This window comes from Nonlabens sp. Ci31 (assembly GCF_012974865.1).
In the GTDB taxonomy this organism is placed as follows: domain Bacteria; phylum Bacteroidota; class Bacteroidia; order Flavobacteriales; family Flavobacteriaceae; genus Nonlabens.
The window spans coordinates 240,711-261,977 of the sequence record NZ_CP043633.1; the positions used below are offsets into that span (position 1 = coordinate 240,711).

General features: G+C 36.4%; 21 protein-coding genes and 1 other RNA gene. 8 read left to right on the forward strand and 14 right to left on the reverse strand.

What is annotated here, in order from left to right; genetic code table 11:
• The first annotated feature begins 33 nt into the window (after nucleotides 1-33).
• Entirely contained in the window at nucleotides 34-1,425 is a 1,392-nt protein-coding gene (gene lpdA / locus F0365_RS01115) for a dihydrolipoyl dehydrogenase (protein ID WP_169931961.1), read from the forward strand.
• Between the two features lie 257 nt (nucleotides 1,426-1,682).
• On the opposite strand, the gene F0365_RS01120 is transcribed toward lpdA, so the two are convergent.
• The 3 genes from F0365_RS01120 to F0365_RS01130 form a co-directional block, all read right to left on the reverse strand.
• The gene (locus tag F0365_RS01120; RefSeq protein ID WP_169931962.1) at nucleotides 1,683-2,288 is read right to left on the reverse strand and encodes an outer membrane beta-barrel protein; all 606 of its coding nucleotides are present in this window, start codon (nucleotides 2,286-2,288) and stop codon (nucleotides 1,683-1,685) included.
• 71 nt (nucleotides 2,289-2,359) lie between these two features.
• Nucleotides 2,360-3,253 (reverse strand): hypothetical protein, encoded by an 894-nt coding sequence (locus F0365_RS01125; RefSeq protein WP_169931963.1) that lies wholly within the window; start codon nucleotides 3,251-3,253, stop codon nucleotides 2,360-2,362.
• A 16-nt stretch (nucleotides 3,254-3,269) separates the two neighbouring features.
• Nucleotides 3,270-4,172, reverse strand: a complete 903-nt coding sequence (locus F0365_RS01130; protein WP_169931964.1) for an IS1595 family transposase — start codon at nucleotides 4,170-4,172, stop codon at nucleotides 3,270-3,272.
• A 95-nt stretch (nucleotides 4,173-4,267) separates the two neighbouring features.
• On the opposite strand from F0365_RS01130, the gene F0365_RS01135 reads away from it, so the two are divergent.
• On the forward strand, nucleotides 4,268-4,624 hold the full coding sequence (locus tag F0365_RS01135; RefSeq protein WP_169931965.1) for a TM2 domain-containing protein: 357 nt from the start codon (nucleotides 4,268-4,270) through the stop codon (nucleotides 4,622-4,624).
• 248 nt (nucleotides 4,625-4,872) lie between these two features.
• Nucleotides 4,873-5,280 carry a hypothetical protein gene (locus tag F0365_RS01140; RefSeq protein WP_169931966.1) on the forward strand — a complete coding sequence of 136 codons (408 nt, stop codon included), beginning with the start codon at nucleotides 4,873-4,875 and terminating at the stop codon, nucleotides 5,278-5,280.
• A gap of 79 nt (nucleotides 5,281-5,359) precedes the next feature.
• On the opposite strand, the gene F0365_RS01145 is transcribed toward F0365_RS01140, so the two are convergent.
• The 3 genes from F0365_RS01145 to F0365_RS01155 all read right to left on the reverse strand — a co-directional run bounded on the left by F0365_RS01145 (nucleotide 5,360) and on the right by F0365_RS01155 (nucleotide 7,013).
• Nucleotides 5,360-5,890: a hypothetical protein gene (locus F0365_RS01145; protein ID WP_169931967.1), complete on the reverse strand. Its 531-nt coding sequence runs from the start codon at nucleotides 5,888-5,890 to the stop codon at nucleotides 5,360-5,362.
• A gap of 103 nt (nucleotides 5,891-5,993) precedes the next feature.
• Complete coding sequence (aroQ, locus tag F0365_RS01150) at nucleotides 5,994-6,413, reverse strand: type II 3-dehydroquinate dehydratase (protein WP_169931968.1); 420 nt, start codon at nucleotides 6,411-6,413, stop codon at nucleotides 5,994-5,996.
• 99 nt (nucleotides 6,414-6,512) lie between these two features.
• A complete protein-coding gene (locus F0365_RS01155) occupies nucleotides 6,513-7,013 on the reverse strand; it encodes a hypothetical protein (protein WP_169931969.1) in 501 nt (166 codons plus the stop codon).
• Nucleotides 7,014-7,153: 140 nt separating this feature from the next.
• Between F0365_RS01155 and xerD the strand changes: the two genes are divergently transcribed.
• On the forward strand, nucleotides 7,154-8,050 hold the full coding sequence (gene xerD / locus F0365_RS01160) for a site-specific tyrosine recombinase XerD (protein WP_169931970.1): 897 nt from the start codon (nucleotides 7,154-7,156) through the stop codon (nucleotides 8,048-8,050).
• Nucleotides 8,051-8,193: 143 nt separating this feature from the next.
• Nucleotides 8,194-9,141, forward strand: coding sequence for an aldo/keto reductase (locus F0365_RS01165; RefSeq protein ID WP_169931971.1), 948 nt, complete (start codon nucleotides 8,194-8,196; stop codon nucleotides 9,139-9,141).
• A gap of 192 nt (nucleotides 9,142-9,333) precedes the next feature.
• Here F0365_RS01165 and F0365_RS01170 read toward each other — a convergent pair whose 3' ends face one another.
• The 7 genes from F0365_RS01170 to F0365_RS01200 form a co-directional block, all read right to left on the reverse strand.
• Nucleotides 9,334-9,783 (reverse strand): hypothetical protein, encoded by a 450-nt coding sequence (locus tag F0365_RS01170; protein ID WP_169931972.1) that lies wholly within the window; start codon nucleotides 9,781-9,783, stop codon nucleotides 9,334-9,336.
• 228 nt (nucleotides 9,784-10,011) lie between these two features.
• The gene (locus F0365_RS01175; RefSeq protein ID WP_169931973.1) at nucleotides 10,012-10,491 is read right to left on the reverse strand and encodes a hypothetical protein; all 480 of its coding nucleotides are present in this window, start codon (nucleotides 10,489-10,491) and stop codon (nucleotides 10,012-10,014) included.
• 31 nt (nucleotides 10,492-10,522) lie between these two features.
• Nucleotides 10,523-11,881 carry a M43 family zinc metalloprotease gene (locus tag F0365_RS01180; RefSeq protein WP_169931974.1) on the reverse strand — a complete coding sequence of 453 codons (1,359 nt, stop codon included), beginning with the start codon at nucleotides 11,879-11,881 and terminating at the stop codon, nucleotides 10,523-10,525.
• Between the two features lie 130 nt (nucleotides 11,882-12,011).
• On the reverse strand, nucleotides 12,012-13,583 hold the full coding sequence (gene rny, locus F0365_RS01185; RefSeq protein WP_169931975.1) for a ribonuclease Y: 1,572 nt from the start codon (nucleotides 13,581-13,583) through the stop codon (nucleotides 12,012-12,014).
• Nucleotides 13,584-13,628: 45 nt separating this feature from the next.
• Nucleotides 13,629-13,739, reverse strand: a non-coding RNA gene (ssrS, locus tag F0365_RS01190) — 6S RNA.
• Nucleotides 13,740-13,793: 54 nt separating this feature from the next.
• The gene (locus tag F0365_RS01195; protein WP_169931976.1) at nucleotides 13,794-14,084 is read right to left on the reverse strand and encodes a cell division protein ZapA; all 291 of its coding nucleotides are present in this window, start codon (nucleotides 14,082-14,084) and stop codon (nucleotides 13,794-13,796) included.
• A 2-nt stretch (nucleotides 14,085-14,086) separates the two neighbouring features.
• The gene (locus F0365_RS01200) at nucleotides 14,087-14,374 is read right to left on the reverse strand and encodes a hypothetical protein (protein ID WP_169931977.1); all 288 of its coding nucleotides are present in this window, start codon (nucleotides 14,372-14,374) and stop codon (nucleotides 14,087-14,089) included.
• A gap of 118 nt (nucleotides 14,375-14,492) precedes the next feature.
• Here F0365_RS01200 and F0365_RS01205 point away from each other — a divergent pair, with 118 nt between their 5' ends.
• From F0365_RS01205 to F0365_RS01215, 3 genes are all read left to right on the forward strand, one after another.
• A complete protein-coding gene (locus F0365_RS01205) occupies nucleotides 14,493-16,202 on the forward strand; it encodes a M23 family metallopeptidase (protein ID WP_169931978.1) in 1,710 nt (569 codons plus the stop codon).
• A 9-nt stretch (nucleotides 16,203-16,211) separates the two neighbouring features.
• Nucleotides 16,212-18,704 (forward strand): carboxypeptidase-like regulatory domain-containing protein, encoded by a 2,493-nt coding sequence (locus F0365_RS01210; RefSeq protein WP_410505465.1) that lies wholly within the window; start codon nucleotides 16,212-16,214, stop codon nucleotides 18,702-18,704.
• 86 nt (nucleotides 18,705-18,790) lie between these two features.
• Nucleotides 18,791-19,057, forward strand: coding sequence for a hypothetical protein (locus F0365_RS01215; RefSeq protein ID WP_169931979.1), 267 nt, complete (start codon nucleotides 18,791-18,793; stop codon nucleotides 19,055-19,057).
• 1,017 nt (nucleotides 19,058-20,074) lie between these two features.
• On the opposite strand, the gene F0365_RS01220 is transcribed toward F0365_RS01215, so the two are convergent.
• Entirely contained in the window at nucleotides 20,075-21,232 is a 1,158-nt protein-coding gene (locus tag F0365_RS01220; protein ID WP_169931980.1) for a cysteine desulfurase family protein, read from the reverse strand.
• Nucleotides 21,233-21,267 lie beyond the last annotated feature (35 nt).

Genomic DNA, 21,267 nt, shown 5'->3' on the forward strand with positions numbered 1-21,267 from the left:
CCATATTTTTGTGACTCTTAAAAAATGACTGATATGAGTAAATATGATGTGATCGTTTTAGGTAGTGGACCTGGCGGATATGTAACGGCAATACGCGCGTCTCAACTGGGATTGAAAACGGCTATAGTTGAAAAAGAATCTCTAGGTGGCGTTTGTTTGAACTGGGGTTGTATTCCTACTAAAGCACTTATAAAAAGTGCTGACGTATTCAATTACCTAAAGCATGCCGAAGATTATGGTCTTAAAGCAGATAATGTAGATAAAGATTTTACTGCTGTTGTAAAACGCAGCCGCGATGTGGCTGATGGAATGAGCAAAGGGGTACAGTTCTTACTAAAGAAAAATAAAATAGACGTAATCATGGGTTACGGTACGATAAAAAAAGGGAAGAAAATCGAAGTGAAAGCTGAAGATGGATCTACCTCTACCGTAGAAGGAGATCATATTATTATTGCTACTGGATCAAAATCCCGTATCCTTCCTTCTCTTCCACAAGATGGCGAGAAAGTGGTAGGTTATCGGGAAGCGATGACTTTAAAAACGCAGCCTAAAAAACTAATTGTAGTAGGATCTGGAGCAATAGGTGTAGAATTTGCTTATTTCTATAATGCTATGGGAACTGAGGTTACTATAGTGGAATACTTAGACCGTATAGTTCCTATTGAAGATGCAGATATTTCTAAAGAAATGGAACGCAGCTTTAAAAAATCTGGAATCAAAGTAATGACGTCTAGCGAAGTGACTAAAGTAGATACTTCAGGTGATGGTGTGAAAGCTTATGTGAAAACCAAAAAAGGAGAAGAAATTCTTGAGGCAGATGTAGTTCTTAGTGCCGTAGGTATAGAGACTAACTTATCAGGAATAGGACTAGAAGAGGTGGGAATCTCTACAGATCGCGGTAAAGTACTCGTAAACCAATGGTACCAAACCAACTTACCTGGATATTATGCTATTGGTGATATTACTGCTGGACCAGCACTAGCTCACGTTGCTAGTGCCGAAGGAATTCTTTGTGTAGAAAAAATAGCCAACATGCATGTGGAGCCTTTAGATTATGGCAACATCCCAGGTTGTACGTATGCTAATCCAGAAATTGCTAGCGTAGGTATGACTGAAGCACAAGCTAAAGAAGCTGGATACGAAATTAAAGTAGGTAAATTCCCTTTCAGCGCCTCAGGAAAAGCAAGTGCTTCTGGAACTAAAGAAGGATTTGTAAAAGTTATTTTTGACGCTAAGTATGGCGAGTGGTTAGGTTGTCACATGATAGGTGCCGGAGTAACCGACATGATTGCTGAAGCGGTTATCGCAAGAAAACTAGAAACTACAGGGCATGAAGTTCTCAAAACAGTTCATCCACACCCAACTATGAGTGAAGCAGTTATGGAAGCTGTTGCAGCTGCTTATGGTGAGGTGATTCATTTGTAGTTTGTGAGTCTTTGAGTCTTGTGCTGTGAATTTTTTTGTATTAAGACTTTTAGTTATTAGTTATTAGTTATTAGTTATTAGTTATTAGTTATTAGTTATTAGTTATTAGTTATTAGTTAAAATAATTTTTTGAGTTAAAAGCCCCTATAAAATCTTTGACTTTATAGGGGCTTTTTTTTGAGTTTTTCCCTTTGAGTAAATGTGCGCAGGACAATGGGGCTGTGCTGCTAGTAAAATCTAAAAGGCTTTATTATAAATCAAAATCTATAATTAAAGCCTAAACTAAAAGTTCCCAATGGACTGGTCTTTGTGAAATTATTAAAGTCTGTGGCTCTTTGTCTTGCCAATAGATCTTGCTGGTATCTTAAGTCCATGGTCCAATTTTTACTCATTTTATACCGCAAGCCTAGTTGAACATATGGATTTAAAACAGTTAAACCACGTTCATCAAGCTGTACCATATGGTCAGCATCCATATTAAAAAAGGTTCCTGCACCAGCGTAGAAACTCCAGCGATTTGAAAATTTGAATTCTGTTTGTAGATTGATATAAGGATCAAAGGCTATGTATGCGTTTACACCAGCTTCTGCTCTTAGCTTCCAAACCTTATTAAGTTTATAGTCTGCATAAAAGCCTACTCCTGCTCCTATCCAAATTTGATCATACCTATCATTAATTCTACCTTGTGTTTTAATTTCCCTAAACCCAACTAATGCTTGAAGGCTAAGACCTGTTTCCCAACGATCTACGGGTTCTTCAAATTCAAATAAATAATTGGTAGAATTGGGTAGTTCTTCTTGAGCCTGAGTAAAGTGCAGCGCACCAAGAACGACGAGCGTACTTAAGATAAATTTGATTTTCATGGTGTAGTTTTAAGGTTATTGGAAACAAATAAACCACAACCACCTATCAATCAAGTTTTTATTAACTCTAATTACGGCTTCTTAACGCTTGGTTTTTCCTTATAAAACACAAAAATCACTTCCTCACCTACTTGAAGGTTAGAGGCAAGATCAATGATTTCGCCATTTTTTTTCATCAATTGTATCTTGGCAGTATTGGGTGGTTTTCTACCTAAGCTCACCGCCTTAAGTGAAATGGTGTTAACAGGATCTATTAAAGTCAATTCCATTTCTTTCTTTTGGGAAACAGGGCTGTAAGCACTTAATATCTTATTTCCATTAATGGTGAGGTCTATTTGATCACCGTCTACTTCACCATCATCCCAAATAATTAATTTTAAATATGCTTCTTTCCAAAAAATATTCAATCGCTCGCCACCTTTCAAATCGTTTTTTGCATACCGATTGAACATTTTATCCATTTGAATCTTTTGCTTGACACTATCTGGAATGCGGTTCATGCGGTTCACTCGTTTTTGAAATTTCTCCGTGCGTTTCTGTATTTTTTCTGCGGCTTTCATGACCAACTGACCATCAATACAGCTGGTTAAATCGTCGTAATAGCCTTTAAAGGTTCCTTCTATTTCTGAGCGCCCATTAAGTCTTCTCATTTTACCCGTGAAATAAACATTGCAAAAATCCAGCTGTTGGATATCTGACTTGGTATAAATAATATCTACCTCCCTAAATTCCAATAGATCCTCTTTGTCATCATACCTACCTATTATAGAAGCCTTAGTTTCATGTTGACCATTGAGGTCTGTATAAGAATAGCCTTTGATCATTCCATTTGTCTCTTTAAAATCCAATCTGAATGGTATCAAAGAGCTATCTGCTAGTTTTAAAAGACCTAGATATTCATAGGTCTGACCGTAAAGATTAGTAAAACAGCACATTAAACCTATCGTTAATAATTTAGCTATCATATTTTAAATTATTGAGTTACACACTTAGCATCTGTTTTATATCTTTATGATAAATTGGTTTAGCTATTACCATTCTTTCTATTGTTTTATGGAATATGCTCTGTTTGGATTGAGATCGATTAATTCTAAAACAGAATTCGTCAAAGTAGCTTTGCACATGCCATTTACTAACATGGGTAGGTATTGCTCTCAACCAAGATTTTAACTGCATAATTACAACATGTAGTTCTTTAAAATTACTTCCGTTATTACTTAGCTTCTGCTCTATATCATAATTCTTTTTAAGTGGAGCATAACCTCTCCATTTATCGGTAACTATTTTTGCAGAGGGATCTATATGTTCTTCAAATATTGGAGTTAGTGATTTAGCTGAGTAATCATCTATAGACTTCACATAAACTCTTTTGATTTTATGTTCGGCGCTCAGTTCTACCGCTATCACTGCTTTTTTCTTTTTTGAATCGTAACTTCTACCTTGCTTGCCTTGTTCTTTTCCCCCTACGGTAAATTCATCTACATGAACTATTTCGGTTAGAGGATATTTTTGACTGCTTTTCATTGACTTTCTAACTTTCTGCATGAAATACCAAGCGGTACCTTGACGGATATCAAATCGCTTTCCCATTTGAACACTGGAAACACTCTTGGTACTAGTACTCATTTCAAACACAACGCAGAATGCCTTTTGCAAACCAAATTTAACCTTATGAAACAAGGTGTTTGCAGTGGCGCTTTCAACGTGATTGCAACTGTAACAGTGATATCTATAACCAGATTTTTCACAGCCCTTAGTGTGACCACATTTTGTACATGTAAAACCATCCTGCCATTTTATTTTTGCTAAATATGCTTTACAAGTATCATCATCTGGCAGTTCTTTCACAAAACTCAGTATATTTTGACCTTTAAATACTTCCATAACCCGTGTTATTAATGATAACAAGATACGGAAACTATATGACTAACTCAATTAAATTATATTTGAGGTAAATATAACCAACTAAATAAGTTCTTATGAAAACAAAATTAACTATTGCTCTAATGAGCGTTTTTATGATGCTGAGCACTTTTGCATTTGCATCCTTCCCAGTAGAAAGACAAGTAACTACTCAGGTGGTCACTCTAGAGAACGGTACAAGCGTAGAAGAATCTACTGCTACACTTACTTCTCCTGCAGCTGTTGCCTGGTCAGAAGATCAAACTATTGCTATACTTTTATGGTTTTTCCTTGGTGGACTAGCTGGACATAGATGGTTCTTAGGGAGTCCATGGTACTGGAACGTATTATTCATCTTAACCGCCGGTTTCTTTTTTGTAGGATGGGTGATCGATGGAATTGATATTATTACAGGAAGTTATCCTGGACTATAATTTTTAAACAATTATAAATGAAAAGCTCGTTTAGATTTAATTCTAAACGAGCTTTTTTATGGGTTATTTTTTTTGGGGCATAGGCATTCCTAAGGCTTCTAACAGGCCTGTGTTTAATTTTTTACTTCGTATGCTTAAAAATACCGAACAAAAATATTTATTTATTAATTGTTATAAATAAAATCAATGCCTAACTTAATTTTTTACTATTATTGTTTTTCAAATTAATTTAAACAAACCTAATTAGAATGAAAAAAATCAAATTGATCGCATTACTTATGGTAATCGCTTTAGGAGTATCAAGCTGTTCACAACGTCTTATAGACTTTACTGTTATCAGTTCAAAAAATGTAAGCTTTAACATAGATAAAGCAAAAGGTAAAAAAGTTAAACAATCTGACATGGGATTCATCGGTATCGGTGCTAACATTAAAGATGCAATGGACAAGGCTCTTGAAAGTGCTGGACCTAACTTTGACATTCTTGTTGATGGTGTAGTATCTATTAAGCAGTACCCATTCTGGGCTGGTTATGTAGTTGAAGGTACTGCTCTTTCTAGTAAAGACATGATCGCTTCTATGGGTGAAGAAGAATTCAACAAATGGTACGCAAGTGCTAATGTTTTCCAATCTAAAGAAACTGCAACTCAAGAATAATTGAGAAACATTTTTCTAAATAGAAAATTCCTTGAAGATATCTTCAGGGAATTTTTTTATGGATAAAATTTATTAAATTTTAAAAATCAAATAAATCAAGTTTTATCGTTAATCCTAATTGTATTATTATGGCATTTGCATCTCCTATGTTATAAGATTTGATTCCTACATGTGCTCCGTATGCATACTTTGATATATAAGCAAAGTTTGTGGCTATGAATGTTGCATCATCCCGAATTTGTGAGTCTTCGCTTAGATTAGCATTGAAAGCCTTTCCTCCATTCACGGTCCATCTGAATTTATCTGAAACAGAATAACCTACTTCCACTCCGACTGGAACAAAAACCAATAACTCTGGAAAATCTATAATCCCGTCTGTTCTATCTGGTGTGTATACATTGTAATCAATACCAGCTAAAACGCCTACATCAAATTTATCAGTTACATCATAAGACGCGTTGAAATAAGAATGTATAGAGAAGTCAAAGGCATTGGTATCATCTTCTACTGAAAAACCGTAACCACTATAAGCATACACGTGAAAAGGATGATCATCGTCTTTTTGTGCTGTTGTTAAAGCAGGAAATAATAGAAATGCAAGTAAAAGCATACTGTTAATTTCATAGAGTTAGTTTTGAATAAAGTTATTATAAAAAATTATAGCTGAAACGTCTATTTTAGGTTAATTCAAGGTTGACATTGAAATTAAGGACTTATGAGAATACAGATCTAATAGCCAGCTCATAGCCCTTCAACCCAAAGCCTGAAATCACTCCGGCAGCATGTTTAGAGATATAAGATACGTGTCTAAACGCCTCTCGATCCATTACGTTAGAAATATGCACTTCTATAACAGGAGTATTTATTCCTGCCACAGCATCTCCTATACCTACAGACGTATGCGTATAGGCACCGGCATTTAAGATGACAACCTCAAAACCATCTTCCTCTGCTTGCTGAAGTTTATCGATGATCTCTCCTTCTATATTGGACTGGAAATAACCCAGCTCTGCCTCTTTAAATTGAAATTGTAGTTCTGTAAAATGATCTTCAAAAGTTTTCGAACCGTAAATTTCAGGTTCGCGCTTGCCTAGTAAATTCAAATTAGGACCGTTAAGGAGTAGTATTTTCATGGGTTAAAGATATTGGTTATTCCGCTTTCGCGAAAGCGAGACCTAAAAAAAGCCGATTCTTTAAAGAACCAGCTTTTTGACATAAGAATAAATTCCTATTTAGAACTTAAATGCAGCTCCTGCTTGTATACTGTCAAAAGTATTACCGTCATTAGATATACCTTGGTAACCTAAAGTAAACAGTATGCTATCGGTGTCAAAAATAAATTTTGGCTCATATATAAGTCCGCCGTCATTACCATCGTTAATACCTATAGCATAACCTACATCTGCACCTATACCAAAACCAGAATCTCCTAATCTATAAAGAGCCATCACCTTAACCGGGGCAAACTGCACATCATCTACTTCTATTTCTTGACCTAAAAACTCAACATCTTTAGTAAAATAATTAGTAAATCCTACAGATGCTCCAAATGTAAGTTGATCACCAACTGGATAAAGATAGGCACCTTCAATACCTACACCAAAGTCAGATATATCCCCAGCATCACCAATTGGTACTGCTCCCTTAATTCCTACAGCAATCTGACCATCTTGGGCTGTTGAAACGCCTATTGCAAAAACTGCTACTAATGCACTTAATAATAATTTTTTCATGATTATTGTTTTTAAATTACTCTCAAATATAACATAGGTTTAGAAACAATTGTTAATTGTTACTAAAAATATTAACAAATATTTAGACTAAATCGAACAACTAAAGAAGAAAATCCAGAATAGTTTCTGACCTTTACCTCATGAAGTGGAAACAAGCTATTAAAGACTTTGCCCTCTATTCTCAGTTAGAACGAGGACTGTCTCTCCATACGATAAAAGCCTATAAAGGAGATTTACAAAAGCTTGAGAAATGGCTGGAAGAAAATCAGATGAATGACCTACCGGTTTCTATTTCTCAAGACAACCTAAGGACTTATGTTTATGAATTGGCTAAAACGGTACAAGCCAGGTCTCAAGCAAGAGCTATAAGTAGTTTAAAAGCTTTCTTTGAATACTTAATTTTAGAGCGTTACAGAGAAGATCAACCTATGGCGCTCATAGAAGCTCCTAAAACAGGGCGTAAACTACCAGATACCTTAAGCACTACAGAAATAGACCTATTGATCAATAGCATCGATCGTTCTACACCAGAAGGAGAACGCAATCGTGCCATGCTAGAAACTCTTTATGCTTGTGGCTTGCGTGTAAGCGAATTAATCACTCTTAAAATAAGCGATCTATTCTTTAATGAAGGCTTTTTAAAAGTCACCGGTAAAGGGGACAAGCAACGTTTTGTCCCTATAGGGACTTACACTATTGAAATTATCGAACTCTACAAAAACGAAGTTCGCATTCATGTTCCTGTAAAACCAAACCATAGCGATACTCTTTTTCTCAATAGACGAGGTGCTGGATTAACCAGGGCCATGATTTTTCATGTCACCAAACAACAAGCTGTTAAAGCTGGAATCAAAAAATCTATCAGTCCGCATACCTTTAGACATAGTTTTGCTACCCATTTGCTAGAAAATGGTGCCGACTTAAGATCCATTCAAATGATGCTGGGTCACGAGAGCATCACTACCACAGAAATTTATATGCATGTGGATCGCGCACATCTTTCTAAAGTGATGCAAAAACACCACCCTAGAGCTTGATAATTACAAATAGCTTTGCTGGGCGTTTGGATTTAGACACGCAACACTACTTCTTGCTTCTACTAAATTTTTGATAAAAGGATGGGTATTTTTTGGTATCCGCTTTCGCGAAAGCTAACTTTAACACAAACAAATACGACACAATGAAAACTCTACAGTTTAAAAATGGCGACGAGATGGCCGCAATAGGATTAGGAACTTGGAAATCAAAGCCAGGCGAGGTGAAAGCAGCAGTCATCACAGCACTAGAATCTGGATACCTACATATAGACTGTGCAGCCGTATACGGGAACGAAAAAGAAATAGGAGAAGCCTTTAATGAGGTGTTTTCTAAAGGAAAAATCAAAAGGGAAGACGTCTGGATCACTTCTAAGCTATGGAATAACGCCCATTTAAAACAAGACGTAGCTCCTGCTTTAGAACAGACCCTGAATGACTTACAATTGGATTATCTAGACTTGTACCTCATCCACTGGCCTGTAGCTTTTAAACCTGAAACGTCGATGCCAGAAAAACCTGCAGATTATCTTTCTCCAAAGGAAGCACCTATACATGAAACTTGGAATGCTATGGTAGCTCTTAAAAAAGCTGGTAGAGCAAAACATGTAGGGGTTTCTAACTTTTCTACTAAAAAACTAGAAGACCTTCTTTCAAAAACAGATGAAGTTCCTGAAATGAATCAGGTAGAATTACATCCATTGCTACAACAAAACGAACTTTTAGCATATTGCTCTGAAAAAGGAATTCATTTAACTGCTTATTCTCCTTTGGGAAGTGGCGACCGCAGTGAAGAAATGAAGCGAGAAAATGAGCCGAATATGTTGCAAAATGAAACTGTAAAAACGATTGCTTCAAAACATAAGGCTAGTCCAGGACAGGTACTGATCAACTGGAGTGCACAACGCGGTACAGCGGTGATCCCTAAATCTACTAATGAAGGTCGTATCAAAGAAAATCTAGCATCAGACGCTTTAGATTTTGACAAAGAAGACCTCAAAAAGCTAGCGGCTATGGATGAGCACTACCGTTATGTCACTGGAACGTTTTTTGAAGTACCAGAAAAAGGGTATGATAATATCTATGATGAGTAGTTATAATGGGTAATGGCTAAATTTAAAAACCTCTATTTGAAACTAACTTCAAATGGAGGTTTTCTATGCAAGTCTTATGAGATGTTCTGAAATAGATTTTTGCTTGCTAAACTGTAGCTGTCAGTTCAAACGATAGCTTATAATCTGAACTTGAAAATTATTATAATGAATATCGCAATGTTTAAATTGTGCTTACTCATCATCTATTTTTCTAAAACGCCATACAAAGACAGGTAAATTAGGATAGTTAGGATTGAGCCAAACCAAATCCCCATCTAGAAAATAATATTCATAAAGGCTTATATAAGGATCTGAGCTGTTTCCTAAAGGATTATCGATAGAACTGTCGTAAGTAAGCGTTATTAAACTATCTGTAAACGTATAGGTTCCAAACGCTGGTTCTCCAAAGGTAGATGTAAACGTCATATCTTCCTCAAAAGTGAAATCATAAGGAAGAGAAATTTGATCGATTAAATCTCTAAATTCATTTGGCTCGGGAAATCTATCAAAACCTACTAAAGCATATTGATAATTGCGCCAAGTGCCGGAAACTGTATCTGGTCGTACGACTTCCATCTCATCATCTGTTGAACAAGAATTAATGGTAAAAGCTAGTAAAATCACTAAAAGATATTTCTTCATAATAGGTTTAATTTAAGTCGTACTGCGTTAAGGATTAAGGTTACTGGGTTTTAAGACAAAAATATAAGATGCTATACTTAAATATATTATATAATATCTAGGTTCAACCTTTTTAGTTCTTCAAAACTCTAATTGTATAAAAACAGCAAGAGTTTTTTATTTATCTTATATTATAGAGACTTCAATAATTATATGAAATGTATAAATTTTAAAACTTCGCTCAACATCCTATTCACTATCAACTCTTCGAAATCTCACATAGGAATATTGATCTCCTGCATAAACTGGTCTAAGCAACAAATCACCATTGAGAAAGGAAAAATAATTTCTTTCTATGTTAGTAAAAGGATTACCACTAGGCGGTGGATTATCCATATCACAGGGATCGTAGGTTCTCGTAATTATATCTTCAACAATAGTATAATCTCCATTGACACCAGGACATTCTCTAAACATATAACCGCTATTCGTAAAAGAAAAGTCTTCTTGCAAATCTAAAATGTATAGCAACGAATTTGCAGGATCTAAATTTTCCCATCTCGTTATATTAAAATTATTTGCATCTATGGGATTTGATCGTTGATAAGCCTGCCACTTACCAGTAATGGTACCCTCATTTGTTATTTTTTGATTCTCATCATCTCCATAACAAGAACTTAAAGCGATAAAAATCAATGCGAGTGATAGGTATTTTAGTAAATTCTTCATAGTTTTAGTTTTTTAAATTAATTTTAAATAATTAATTACCGCTTGGGTCGATAAAAATACCACCACCATTTCCGTTTGTTACTTGAACTTGTTTATCTAACCACTGTGTTTCACCACAATCGTTCATTACCTTAACACGATAAATATACGTTCCTTCTTGAGATGGATTTACGGCAATAACTTTATCATTATTAGATGATGACATCATTTGTGCATTTGGTATTACCCATTCATAGGTTAGCGGTCCTTCACTGTCATAATCATAAGGTAGGTAAGTGGCTGTTAATTGATACCAATTGTTTACATTTAAAACAAATTGGCCTGAGCTAACGAAATTAAGTTTAGCAAACTGAGGACCACCTATCCAGAAAGTAGTGCGCAATTTTGCTGAAGATCCAGATATTGTACCTTCTACAAATGCTTCTCCGTAAGACGAAGAATCAAAGGGTTCTACGGTAACCGTATTGCCTTGGACAGGCTGAATAAATTTAAGGTTAGCTGATTTTTGCCAAGTTACTGTATTACTACCTAAATCAAATAGCTCTATCGTTTGCTGACTGCCTATACATAAATTATCGATTTGTTCTATCGTAGGTATGATACAAGTAGTACTCAAGACGCCAAACAGTTTAGGATTATTTGTAATAATATCTCTCATTCTTGCCGCTTGTCCTAAACTAAATCGAGATCTATTCAAATAATCATAGTTTGACATGTGATTAAATACATCTGGATTGTAGCCTGAAGTAGAATCTATTTGATCAAAACCTCTATCCGCTTCAGTATCACAAAGTAAATCACCACAAGGGATGCAGTTATTTCTAGCTACGTTTTCAAAACATGTCGCATCACCTCTATTCAAACCTTCATACGTATGATATAATCCCAATGCGTGTCCCATTTCATGAACACTAGTGCTGCTTATTGCAAAAAATTGTTCCACAATAACCTGTTTACCTGCTATTTCTAATGCATTACCTGCAAAATTTCCAAATAAATTGTTTACAATGTAAAAGTTAATCGCATTTTCAACTCTGTTGACTTGCGCCAAACTTTGTCCTTGCTGAAAGGATGATAAATTATAAAAACTTGAATTGTCTATTTGAGTTGTAGTCAAATAATTAAAATAAATACTATGTTCATTAAAAGCAGCATCCAAAATATTTTTTACATTATTGACTTGTGCCACTGAGAAACCTCCTGTTCCATCAGACATATTAACCACGTGAAAGCGAACATTAACACATGCACTATAAGGAGCATTTGATTTATCAAGACTTTCATAAATAGGTTGATTACCAGATGGAGTACCACAGGATTGAGTCCATCCTATGTTTACTGAAAAGAAAACAAGGAAAGTAAGAAATAATTTGAACTGTTTTAAGATCATAAGAATTTGATTTTATATACACTTATGCAGCAAACTAAATATCTATTATTTATTAACTATTAACTATTAACTATAGTTAAATGATTGTTAATTAAACTCTTGTGAATATCCTGTTAAAAATATAACAAAATTACTTCGCAATATTAACTGCACGAGTTTCTCTAATCACAGTAACTTTTACTTGACCAGGATAGGTCATATCAGTTTGAATTTTTTGTGAGATTTCAAATGATAGTTGAGCAGCGCGATCATCAGTGATTTTCTCACTTTCTACCATGACACGTAACTCGCGACCCGCTTGAATAGCATAAGCTTTTTCAACTCCTTTAAAACCAAAGGCGATGTCTTCTAAATCTTTTAACCTTTGAATATAAGAATCCAGCACTTGTCTTCTTGCTCCTGGACGTGCACCACTTATGGCGTCACAAACCTGAACGATAGGAGATAGTAAAGAAGTCATCTCGATCTCGTCGTGGTGAGCTCCTATGGCGTTACAAACTTCTGGCTTTTCACCATGCTTTTCTGCTAGTTTCATACCTAGAATAGCGTGAGGAGTTTCGTCTTCTGTTTCTGGTACTTTTCCTATATCGTGTAACAATCCAGCTCTTTTGGCAAGTTTTGCGTTTAAACCTAGCTCTGCTGCCATGGTTCCACACAGTTTTGCTACTTCCCTACTGTGTTGTAATAAGTTTTGACCGTAAGAAGAACGGTATTTCATACGTCCTACCATCTTAATTAATTCTGGATGCAGTCCGTGAATTCCCAAGTCGATTACTGTGCGTTTTCCTACATCAGCAATTTCTTCATCGATTTGCTTTCTGGTTTTTGCAACTACTTCTTCAATACGTGCTGGATGGATACGACCGTCAGTTACTAATTTATGAAGTGATAAACGAGCTACCTCTCTACGTACCGAATCAAAACAAGAAAGAATAATGGCATCTGGAGTATCATCTACAATGATTTCTACACCAGTTGCTGCCTCTATCGCACGTATATTACGTCCTTCACGACCTATGATACGTCCTTTTACATCATCGCTTTCTAAGTTAAAAACAGATACACAGTTTTCTACTGCTTCTTCTGTCCCTATACGTTGAATGGTATTGATTATTATTTTACGAGCTTCCTGTTGAGCCGTTAGTTTTGCTTCTTCGATGGTGGTCTGTACGATACCCATCGCCTCTGTCTTTGCTTTGTCTTTTAAAGACTCGACCAACTGCATTTTTGCATCTTCTCCAGACATACCGCTGATGACTTCCAGCTGTTTGATTTGAGATTCGTGCATCTTATCTACCTCTTCCAGGCGCTTGTAAACAGATTCTCGCTTTCCTTCTACATCTTTAAGTTTGCTTTCCAGCGACTGGTTTAACTTTTTATTTTTAGAAAGTTCATTAGAAACGGTAGACTCTTTATCTTTTGTGCGCTTCTCAGCATCTTTCATTTTTTGTTCTCTAGACATGATTTCTTTTTCATGTTTAGACTTCAATTCCAGGAATTTCTCTTTACCTCTAAAAAGTTTTTCGCTTGAAATTTTTTCTCCTTTAGTCTCTGCGTCTTTAAGAATAGACTCTGCGTCTTTTTTTGCTGTTGCGATAAGGCTCGATGCCTTCCCTTTTTCAACTATTGATTTTGCTATAAAGAAGCCTATTGCTAGACCTACTACCATCGCCACTGCGGCGTATATAATTGTTTCTGTCATTGGTTTTTGTATATAAAAAAACCTGCACAAGTTTGGGTTTTGAATGAACTCCTTATATAAAGTATAAGGTTAACTGGCTGATCAAGGATCCGGCGCATAGGTCCGGCTTGCTTTTACAACCACGACTCACCTTTTTTAAAGAAATACGTGTTGAGTTCACCAAAAAATGTAAACAAGTGCAGGTAGTAACTGTTTGTTTTTAAAGAACGACTATGACAACTGCCTATCGAGCAACAGGTTAAGAACATTTAATTGTTCTTTGGCCTGTTCCACATCGGCACTATCATCTATGGTAATTTGCTCAGATTTTGCTGCAAACTGTAACGCGCACATAGCGAGAAGATCTTGTTTATCCCTCACCGCATAGCTTTGTTCCAGTTGCTTGATCATAACTTCTATACCTTTTGCTGCTTTGCGCAAACCTTCTTCCCGAGAAGGATCTATAGTTAGTGGATAAACCCTATCAGCTATTGAAATTTTTATTTTGAGTTTATCTGCCACTGTTATGTCAATTGTGCAATACATTGATCGATCTCTCTAATCAATGCATTTATTTTGAGCTTTGTTTTTGTTTTATATTCATCACTACCCAGCATAGCATTTGCCGTTTTAAGCGCTACATTTTTATCTTCACTTTCCTTAAACGAATTGACAAGCGCGTTATTTTCCTTTTCAAGTTCATAAACACGTTGTTCCTTATCACTCATTTGAGCCTTTAACCTAGTATTTTCTGATATTAAAGACTTGATCTTTAGCTCTATTTCAGTAATTTGAGAAGATAATGAAGGCATACTAACTAATTAATGCTGTAGATACAAATCTAGGATTACCTTCGGACAAATCAAATAATAATGGAACAAAGTTTGAAAAGCTTTACGTTAATCGATTATCTCCTTATACCTTTAACTCATGATTAGACCCTTTTTTTGCTTTCTAGCTTTATTTTTATGTGCATCTCGCTTTGGCGAAAGCCAAACCATCAACGATCTTCCTCAAGATTATTTTGTGAATCCGCTTGATCTGGACCTGAAACTTAGTGGCACTTTTGGTGAACTAAGATCCAATCATTTTCACAGTGGCCTCGATATCAAAACAAATCAACGCACCGGTGCAAAGGTACTTGCGACCGCTTCTGGTTATGTGAGTCGTATTAAAATTGAACGTTATGGATATGGAAAAGCGCTCTACATAACGCATCCTAATGGATACACCAGCGTTTATGCACATCTTGAAAAATTCTCGCCTCGCATAGAAAACTATGTAAAGAAAAAGCAATACCAAAACGAGTCTTACAGCATCCAGTTATTCCCTAAAGATCTCGAATTGAGAGTTGACCAAGGGGAACAAGTTGCTTATAGTGGTAATTCTGGTGGTAGCGGTGGACCACACCTGCATTTTGAAATTAGAGATAGTGCAGAAAGACCAATTAATCCATTGCTGTTCGGAATAGAGATTCCAGACACAAAAAGACCCCTTGTAAAACAAATCAAAGCTTACCCTTTAAAGGAGACTTCTACTATAAATGGGAAACATGAAACCCAACTGTTAAGGTTGATTCCTTTAAAAGGAGGCAAATTCAAAGTAGCACCTTTTAGCGCTTATGGAGAGATCGGAATAGGCGTCAACACCAGCGATCAACAAAATGGAGCAAATAACCAAAACGGAACTTTTCATATAGTAACTCATTTAAACGGTACCCAAAATTTTGAAATGACCTTTGATCGATATGCCTTTAACGAGTCCAGATACATCAATCAAATGATCGATTACGAGCATTTTAAAAATACTAAAAGTCGCATCGCTAGATTGTATATTCCTGAAGGAAGCCCGCTTAGTTTGTATCAAAATGATGTGAACAAAGGTGTCTTACAACTCTTTGATGCAGGAACTACTCATGCCTACCGCATTGCCATAGAGGACTATAAAAAGAACGCCGTAGAAATTAATATGAGTATTAAAAATGATGCTGGGCCTGGCGCTCTTATATCTCCTACTAACGGGCAGCTCACTTTTGTACATCACAACATTACTTACAACGAACAAAAAGGTCCTTTTTCTTTAATGATACCCAAAGGGGCTTTGTACGAAAATGTTCTTTTAGACATTTCACAAAATGCAGATACCCTAAAGGTTCACAGCGACATTGTTCCTCTTCACAAGAACATGATCATTAGCTATGACATCAGTGCTAAAGAAAATGATAATATCAAACAGTACTACATAGGTAGAGTAACCGACTGGGGTGCGGTTTATCATGTCCATACAAAAAGAAGAGGAAATATATTAAGTGCCGCTACCAGAACTCTTGGAACCTATGCGATAAGTAAAGATGATGTACCACCTACCGTCCAACCAGTCAACTTTAAAGACAAGCAATGGGTTACTAATAATAAAACACTAAGATTAAAAATTGGTGATACCGATACTGGCGTAGATGGTTATCGAGCGACGGTTAATGGAAAGTTTATTTTAATGGAATACGATTATAAAACTGGAGTGCTCACACACGATTTTGAAGATGGCGTCGTTACTGATACAGAAAATGAGCTCAAAGTTATCGTTACTGATAATGTAGGAAATAGCACTACATTTGAAGCTACATTTTATCGTAAAAGCTAAACCGACAATTTGAAGAATTTCTTACTATTTATTGCATTACTCGCGACTTGCTTTATGTACTCTCAAAATGCCATCATCCAAGGCATCATACTGGATGAAAACAACAAACCCATCGCAGATGTTAATGTAAATATTTTAGGAACTACTATAGGAACTGCAAGCGACAAGACCGGTTTTTACAGACTCATTGTACCTGCAAATCAGAAGATCAGCATTGTATTTACCTCAATTTCTTTTAAGTCTGCTACTCAAAATTTTGAATTGGATGGCAAGGCCCCGTTTGAATTTAATCCGGTACTAAATACCGCTATTGAACAAATGGGTACGGTAACTATTAAAAATACCAGAACCAAAGAATTTGCTGGAATTACCAATGTAGATCCCAGGATAGTAAGAGCCATTCCCGGTGTACAACCTGGAGTAGAGAATCTATTAAAGTCACTTCCAGGGGTCTCCTCTAACAATGAATTGAGCACACAATATGCCGTAAGAGGTGGAAATTTTGATGAAAACCTAGTGTACATCAATGAAATCGAAGTATACCGACCGTTTTTAATACGCAGCGGCCAGCAAGAAGGATTGAGCATTGTAAATGCTGATTTAGTGCGCAATGTAGATTTTAGTGCAGGTGGTTTTCAATCTAAATACGGTGACAAGTTGAGTTCTGTTCTTGACATTGATTACCGCCGTCCTACTGAATTTGGAGCAGGAATAGACGCTAGCTTTTTAGGTGTGAATGCTTTTGTAGAAGGTACCGCTTTCGCGAAAGCGGCCACCGGAATACTGGGATTGCGATATAGAAACAACAGTTTATTTGTGAATTCTAGAGAAACAGATGCCATCACTAGACCCGTTTTTATAGACGCACAAACCTATTTAACTTATCAAGTGAGCCCAAAATTTGAGCTGAGCTTTTTAGGAAACATTGCCATCAATAGTTACGAATTTGAACCACTTACCTCACAAACTAATTTTGGGACTGTAGATGATGCACAAGCCTTGATTATCAATTATGACGGAAGAGAAAACGATCAATACGAGACTTATTTTGGAGCAATGAAAGCCAGTTATGATGTAAATAAACTATTGAATTTACGTTTTATAACCAGCGTTTATCACACGCAAGAGCAGGAACATTTTGATATTTTAGGACGCTATCGCATCGGGCGACCCAATACAAATATAGGTGGCGATAATCTAGGAGAAGTAGATTTTACTCGTGCCATAGGTAGTGAATTGGATCACGGGCGTAATGATCTGGACGCGCTTATCGTGAGTCTAGAACACAAAGGAACATTAGAACTTGATAGTGGTAAAAAAGACAATGACCAGCTGGATTGGGGATTGAAGTTCAATTCTGAAGATATGAGAGATCGATTGCGAGAATACACCGTAATTGACAGTGCTGGTTTTAATATCCGACCACCATCGGTTCCAGCAAATGACCAGCCGTATTTTTCTTATGTAGCTCCGCTAGATGCTTTTGAGTCCGTAAGCGCTGATAATGATGTACAAGTAACCCGACTACAGGCGTTTGCTCAATACAGCAGTCGTGGCTATTTAGGAGATCATGAAGTTTACTGGAATGCTGGCGTACGCTCTCACACATGGAATGTAAGTGGAAGCGATATTACGAGTACGACACAAACTGTTTTCTCTCCTCGAGGACAAGTAGCCATAAAGCCTTACTGGACAGACACCAACATGCTTTTTAGATTCTCTACAGGTTGGTATTATCAACCACCCTTATATAGAGAATTACGTGATCAACAAGGAGTTGTGAACCCTGATGTAAAAGCGCAGAAATCCGTTCATTTTGTTCTAGGTAACGATTGGAGTTTTGATTGGACTGCAGCAGACGGAGAAAAAAGACCTTTTAAATTGACTAGTGAAGCTTATTACAAGAACCTCACTGATGTCAACACCTATACCTTAGAAAATGTAAGGATCCGTTACCGAGCAAATAACGATGCAACTGCTTATGCATACGGACTTGACGTACGTCTTGCAGGAGAATTTGTGAAAGGAACGGAAAGTTGGATCTCCTTAGGCTATTTAAAAACAGAGGAAAATCTGGATGGTCGTGGTTTTATAGCCAGACCAACAGATCAACGACTTAAAATAGCTTTCTTATTTCAAGATTATGTACCTAACATCCCTAATCTTAAGGCTTATATTAATATGGTTTATAGCTCTGGGCTACCCGGTGGATCCCCTAGCTATGCAGATCCTTATGACTTCCAATTCCGTTTAAAAGACTATTTTAGAGCAGATCTAGGTGTTCAATTTGTACTTGTAGACGATAAGAAAAAAGCCAAAGAAGGCAGCTGGTTACAAAACTTTGACGAGCTTTCTATAGGTGCTCAAATCTTTAATATTTTTGATTATGAAAACAATATTTCTAATCTTTGGGTTAGAGATGTAGCTACTAGTGCACAATATGCCGTTCCTGTAAGACTGACTCCTAGAGTATTTAATTTAAGGCTGATTGCTAAGTTGTAGCATGAGTGATGAGGGATGAGGGATGAGGGATGAGGCTAAGATTTTAAAAAAAGAGGAAAAAAGTATATATATTTCTGTTCTTATTTTTGCCTGTTTTTATTTATTTTGGACAATCAAATCCAAAAGTAGAATTAATTCCTTTGGAAGTTTCTAGCGGAGAAGTTTATTTAGTATTCATAGATGATGCGGAGAAAGCTCAAGAAATCGCCATCAGAGACATAGCAGAAAATAAAATAAAACGACTATTATCAGTTGGGATTGCTCCTGTAATGATGCACTCCGACGAGGATTTTGAAAAAAATACAGCTTGTCAATTTATGATTTTGGTTGTAGTACGCCAGAGTATAAAATAATAATCGCCTATAATAAAGTCGTTTTTGATCACTTATTAAAAAAATACGGTGGTGCATGGATTCCAGACAAATTTGGGAAGCGCTTCTTTCTCTTGCACGGACATTTTTTAGCCAAATTTTCTGGAATGACAAAGCGGAGTTGAAAAATGAGAAAAGAGCAATTATGATCTCGTTAAAAAAGAATTTCCCTTTATTTCAAAGGCGATGTGCTGAGTGAAATCGAAGTGAAAAACAGGTTGACGACGATCTCAGCTAAGCCGAGAGAGCGACCAAAAGAGTTTTACGATGCTATATTACCTTAAGACTCCTTAATGGATTACAGACAAAGTTGGGAAGCGCTTCTTTCTCTTGCACTGGCATTTTTTAGCCAAATTTTCTGGAATGACAAAGCGGTGTTGAAAAATGAGAAAAGAGCAGTTATGATCTCGTTAAAAAAGAATTTCCCTTTATTTCAAAGGCGATGTGCTGAGTGAAATCCAAGTGAAAAACAGGTTGGCGTCAATCTCAGCTAAGCCGAGAGAGCAACCAAAAGAGTTTTCCGATGCTATATTACATTAAGATTCCTTGATGGATTCCAGACAAAGTTGGGAAGCGCTTCTTTCACTTGCACGGACATTTTTTAGCCAAATTTTCTGGAATGACAAAGCGAAGTTGAAAAATGAGAAAAGAGCAATTATGATCTCGTTAAAAAAGAATTTCCCTTTATTTCAAAGGCGATGTGCTGAGTGAAATCGAAGTGAAAATGAATTATAAACTAAAGAGAAACCTTTTCCCAATTAAAGGGGAAAGGTTGATTAATCATGGATTTTTACTCTACTGTAAACACCCTTTACCTATTGGTATTTCCCTTGTATGTTTACGTTATAGAAATCAGTTAAATTGATTTTTAAACAATAAAAAAGACAGGTTTTAGCCAACCTCACAGGTTTTAAAAACCTATGAGGTTTAGGAGTATAATATCTATAAACTATACCATACTTGTATTGCCAGTAATTTTTAGATTTGGAATTTGGTCCTTTATGATGCCATCCCTTGCAGGTATTCCTTCAACACCTCTACTACATAGTCCAGTTCTTCTTTTGTATTGTAAATTGAAAAGCTAAAACGCAAACTAGGCTTGTTTAAATCTTCTTCTGAAAGAACACTAGTCAGTACATGAGAACCTTTTTGAGCGCCGCTTTGGCATGCACTCCCTCTAGAACAAGCAATACCCTTCAAGTCCATGGTGAATAAAAGCATCGCAGCTTTATCTGCTGGACATGGTAGACATACGTTTAATAGCGTGTAAGTACTGTTATCCTGATCACTGCAATTCCCGTTGAATTTGACTCCTGGCACATGAACTTCTAGTTGGTCTTTGAAATAATTTTTAAGATCTAGAACATAGGCACGATCTTCTTCTAGATGATCATAAGCCATTTTCAAAGCGAGATCCATACCGACAATGTTGTGAACACTTTCTGTTCCTGCTCTAATCCCTCTTTCTTGTGAACCACCTAAAATAATAGGCTTTAGACCGGTTCCTTTTCTTATAAAGGCAAATCCTACTCCTTTAGGTCCGTGGAATTTATGAGCAGATACGGCTGTGAAATCTACTGGCAACTTAGCCAGGTCCATTTCATAATGCCCCACCGATTGCACGCAATCGCTATGAAACAAGGCCTTGTACTTTTTACACAAAGCTCCTACTCGATCGATGTCTAATTTATTCCCAATCTCATTATTGATGTGCATCAAGGAAACAAGTGTTTTCTTATCGCTAGAAGAAAGTAAGCGTTCTAAATCTATATAATTGGGCGTACCACACTCTTTTAATTTAACATGAGCGACTTCAGTTCCGTATGTATCTGCACAGTAATCTACAATGTAAATGACCGCATGATGTTCTATAGAAGTGGTAATAATGCGTTCTACACCTAGGTCACGTACACTACTGTGAATAGCAAGGTTGTCTGCCTCAGTACCACCAGAAGTGAAAATAATTTCGGCCGCAGTGACATGGAGTTGAGCGGCTATGTTTTTACGAGCAGTTTCGACAAGGGACTTTGCGCTTCGTCCATACGTATGCGTAGAACTTGGGTTACCGTGGACTTCACTCATCACTTCAGTCATTCTTGCAATAACTTCTGGTCTCATTTGCGTGGTCGCTGCGCTATCTAGATAAACATGTTTCATAACTACAAAAGTAAATTATTTACAATAAAAATGAT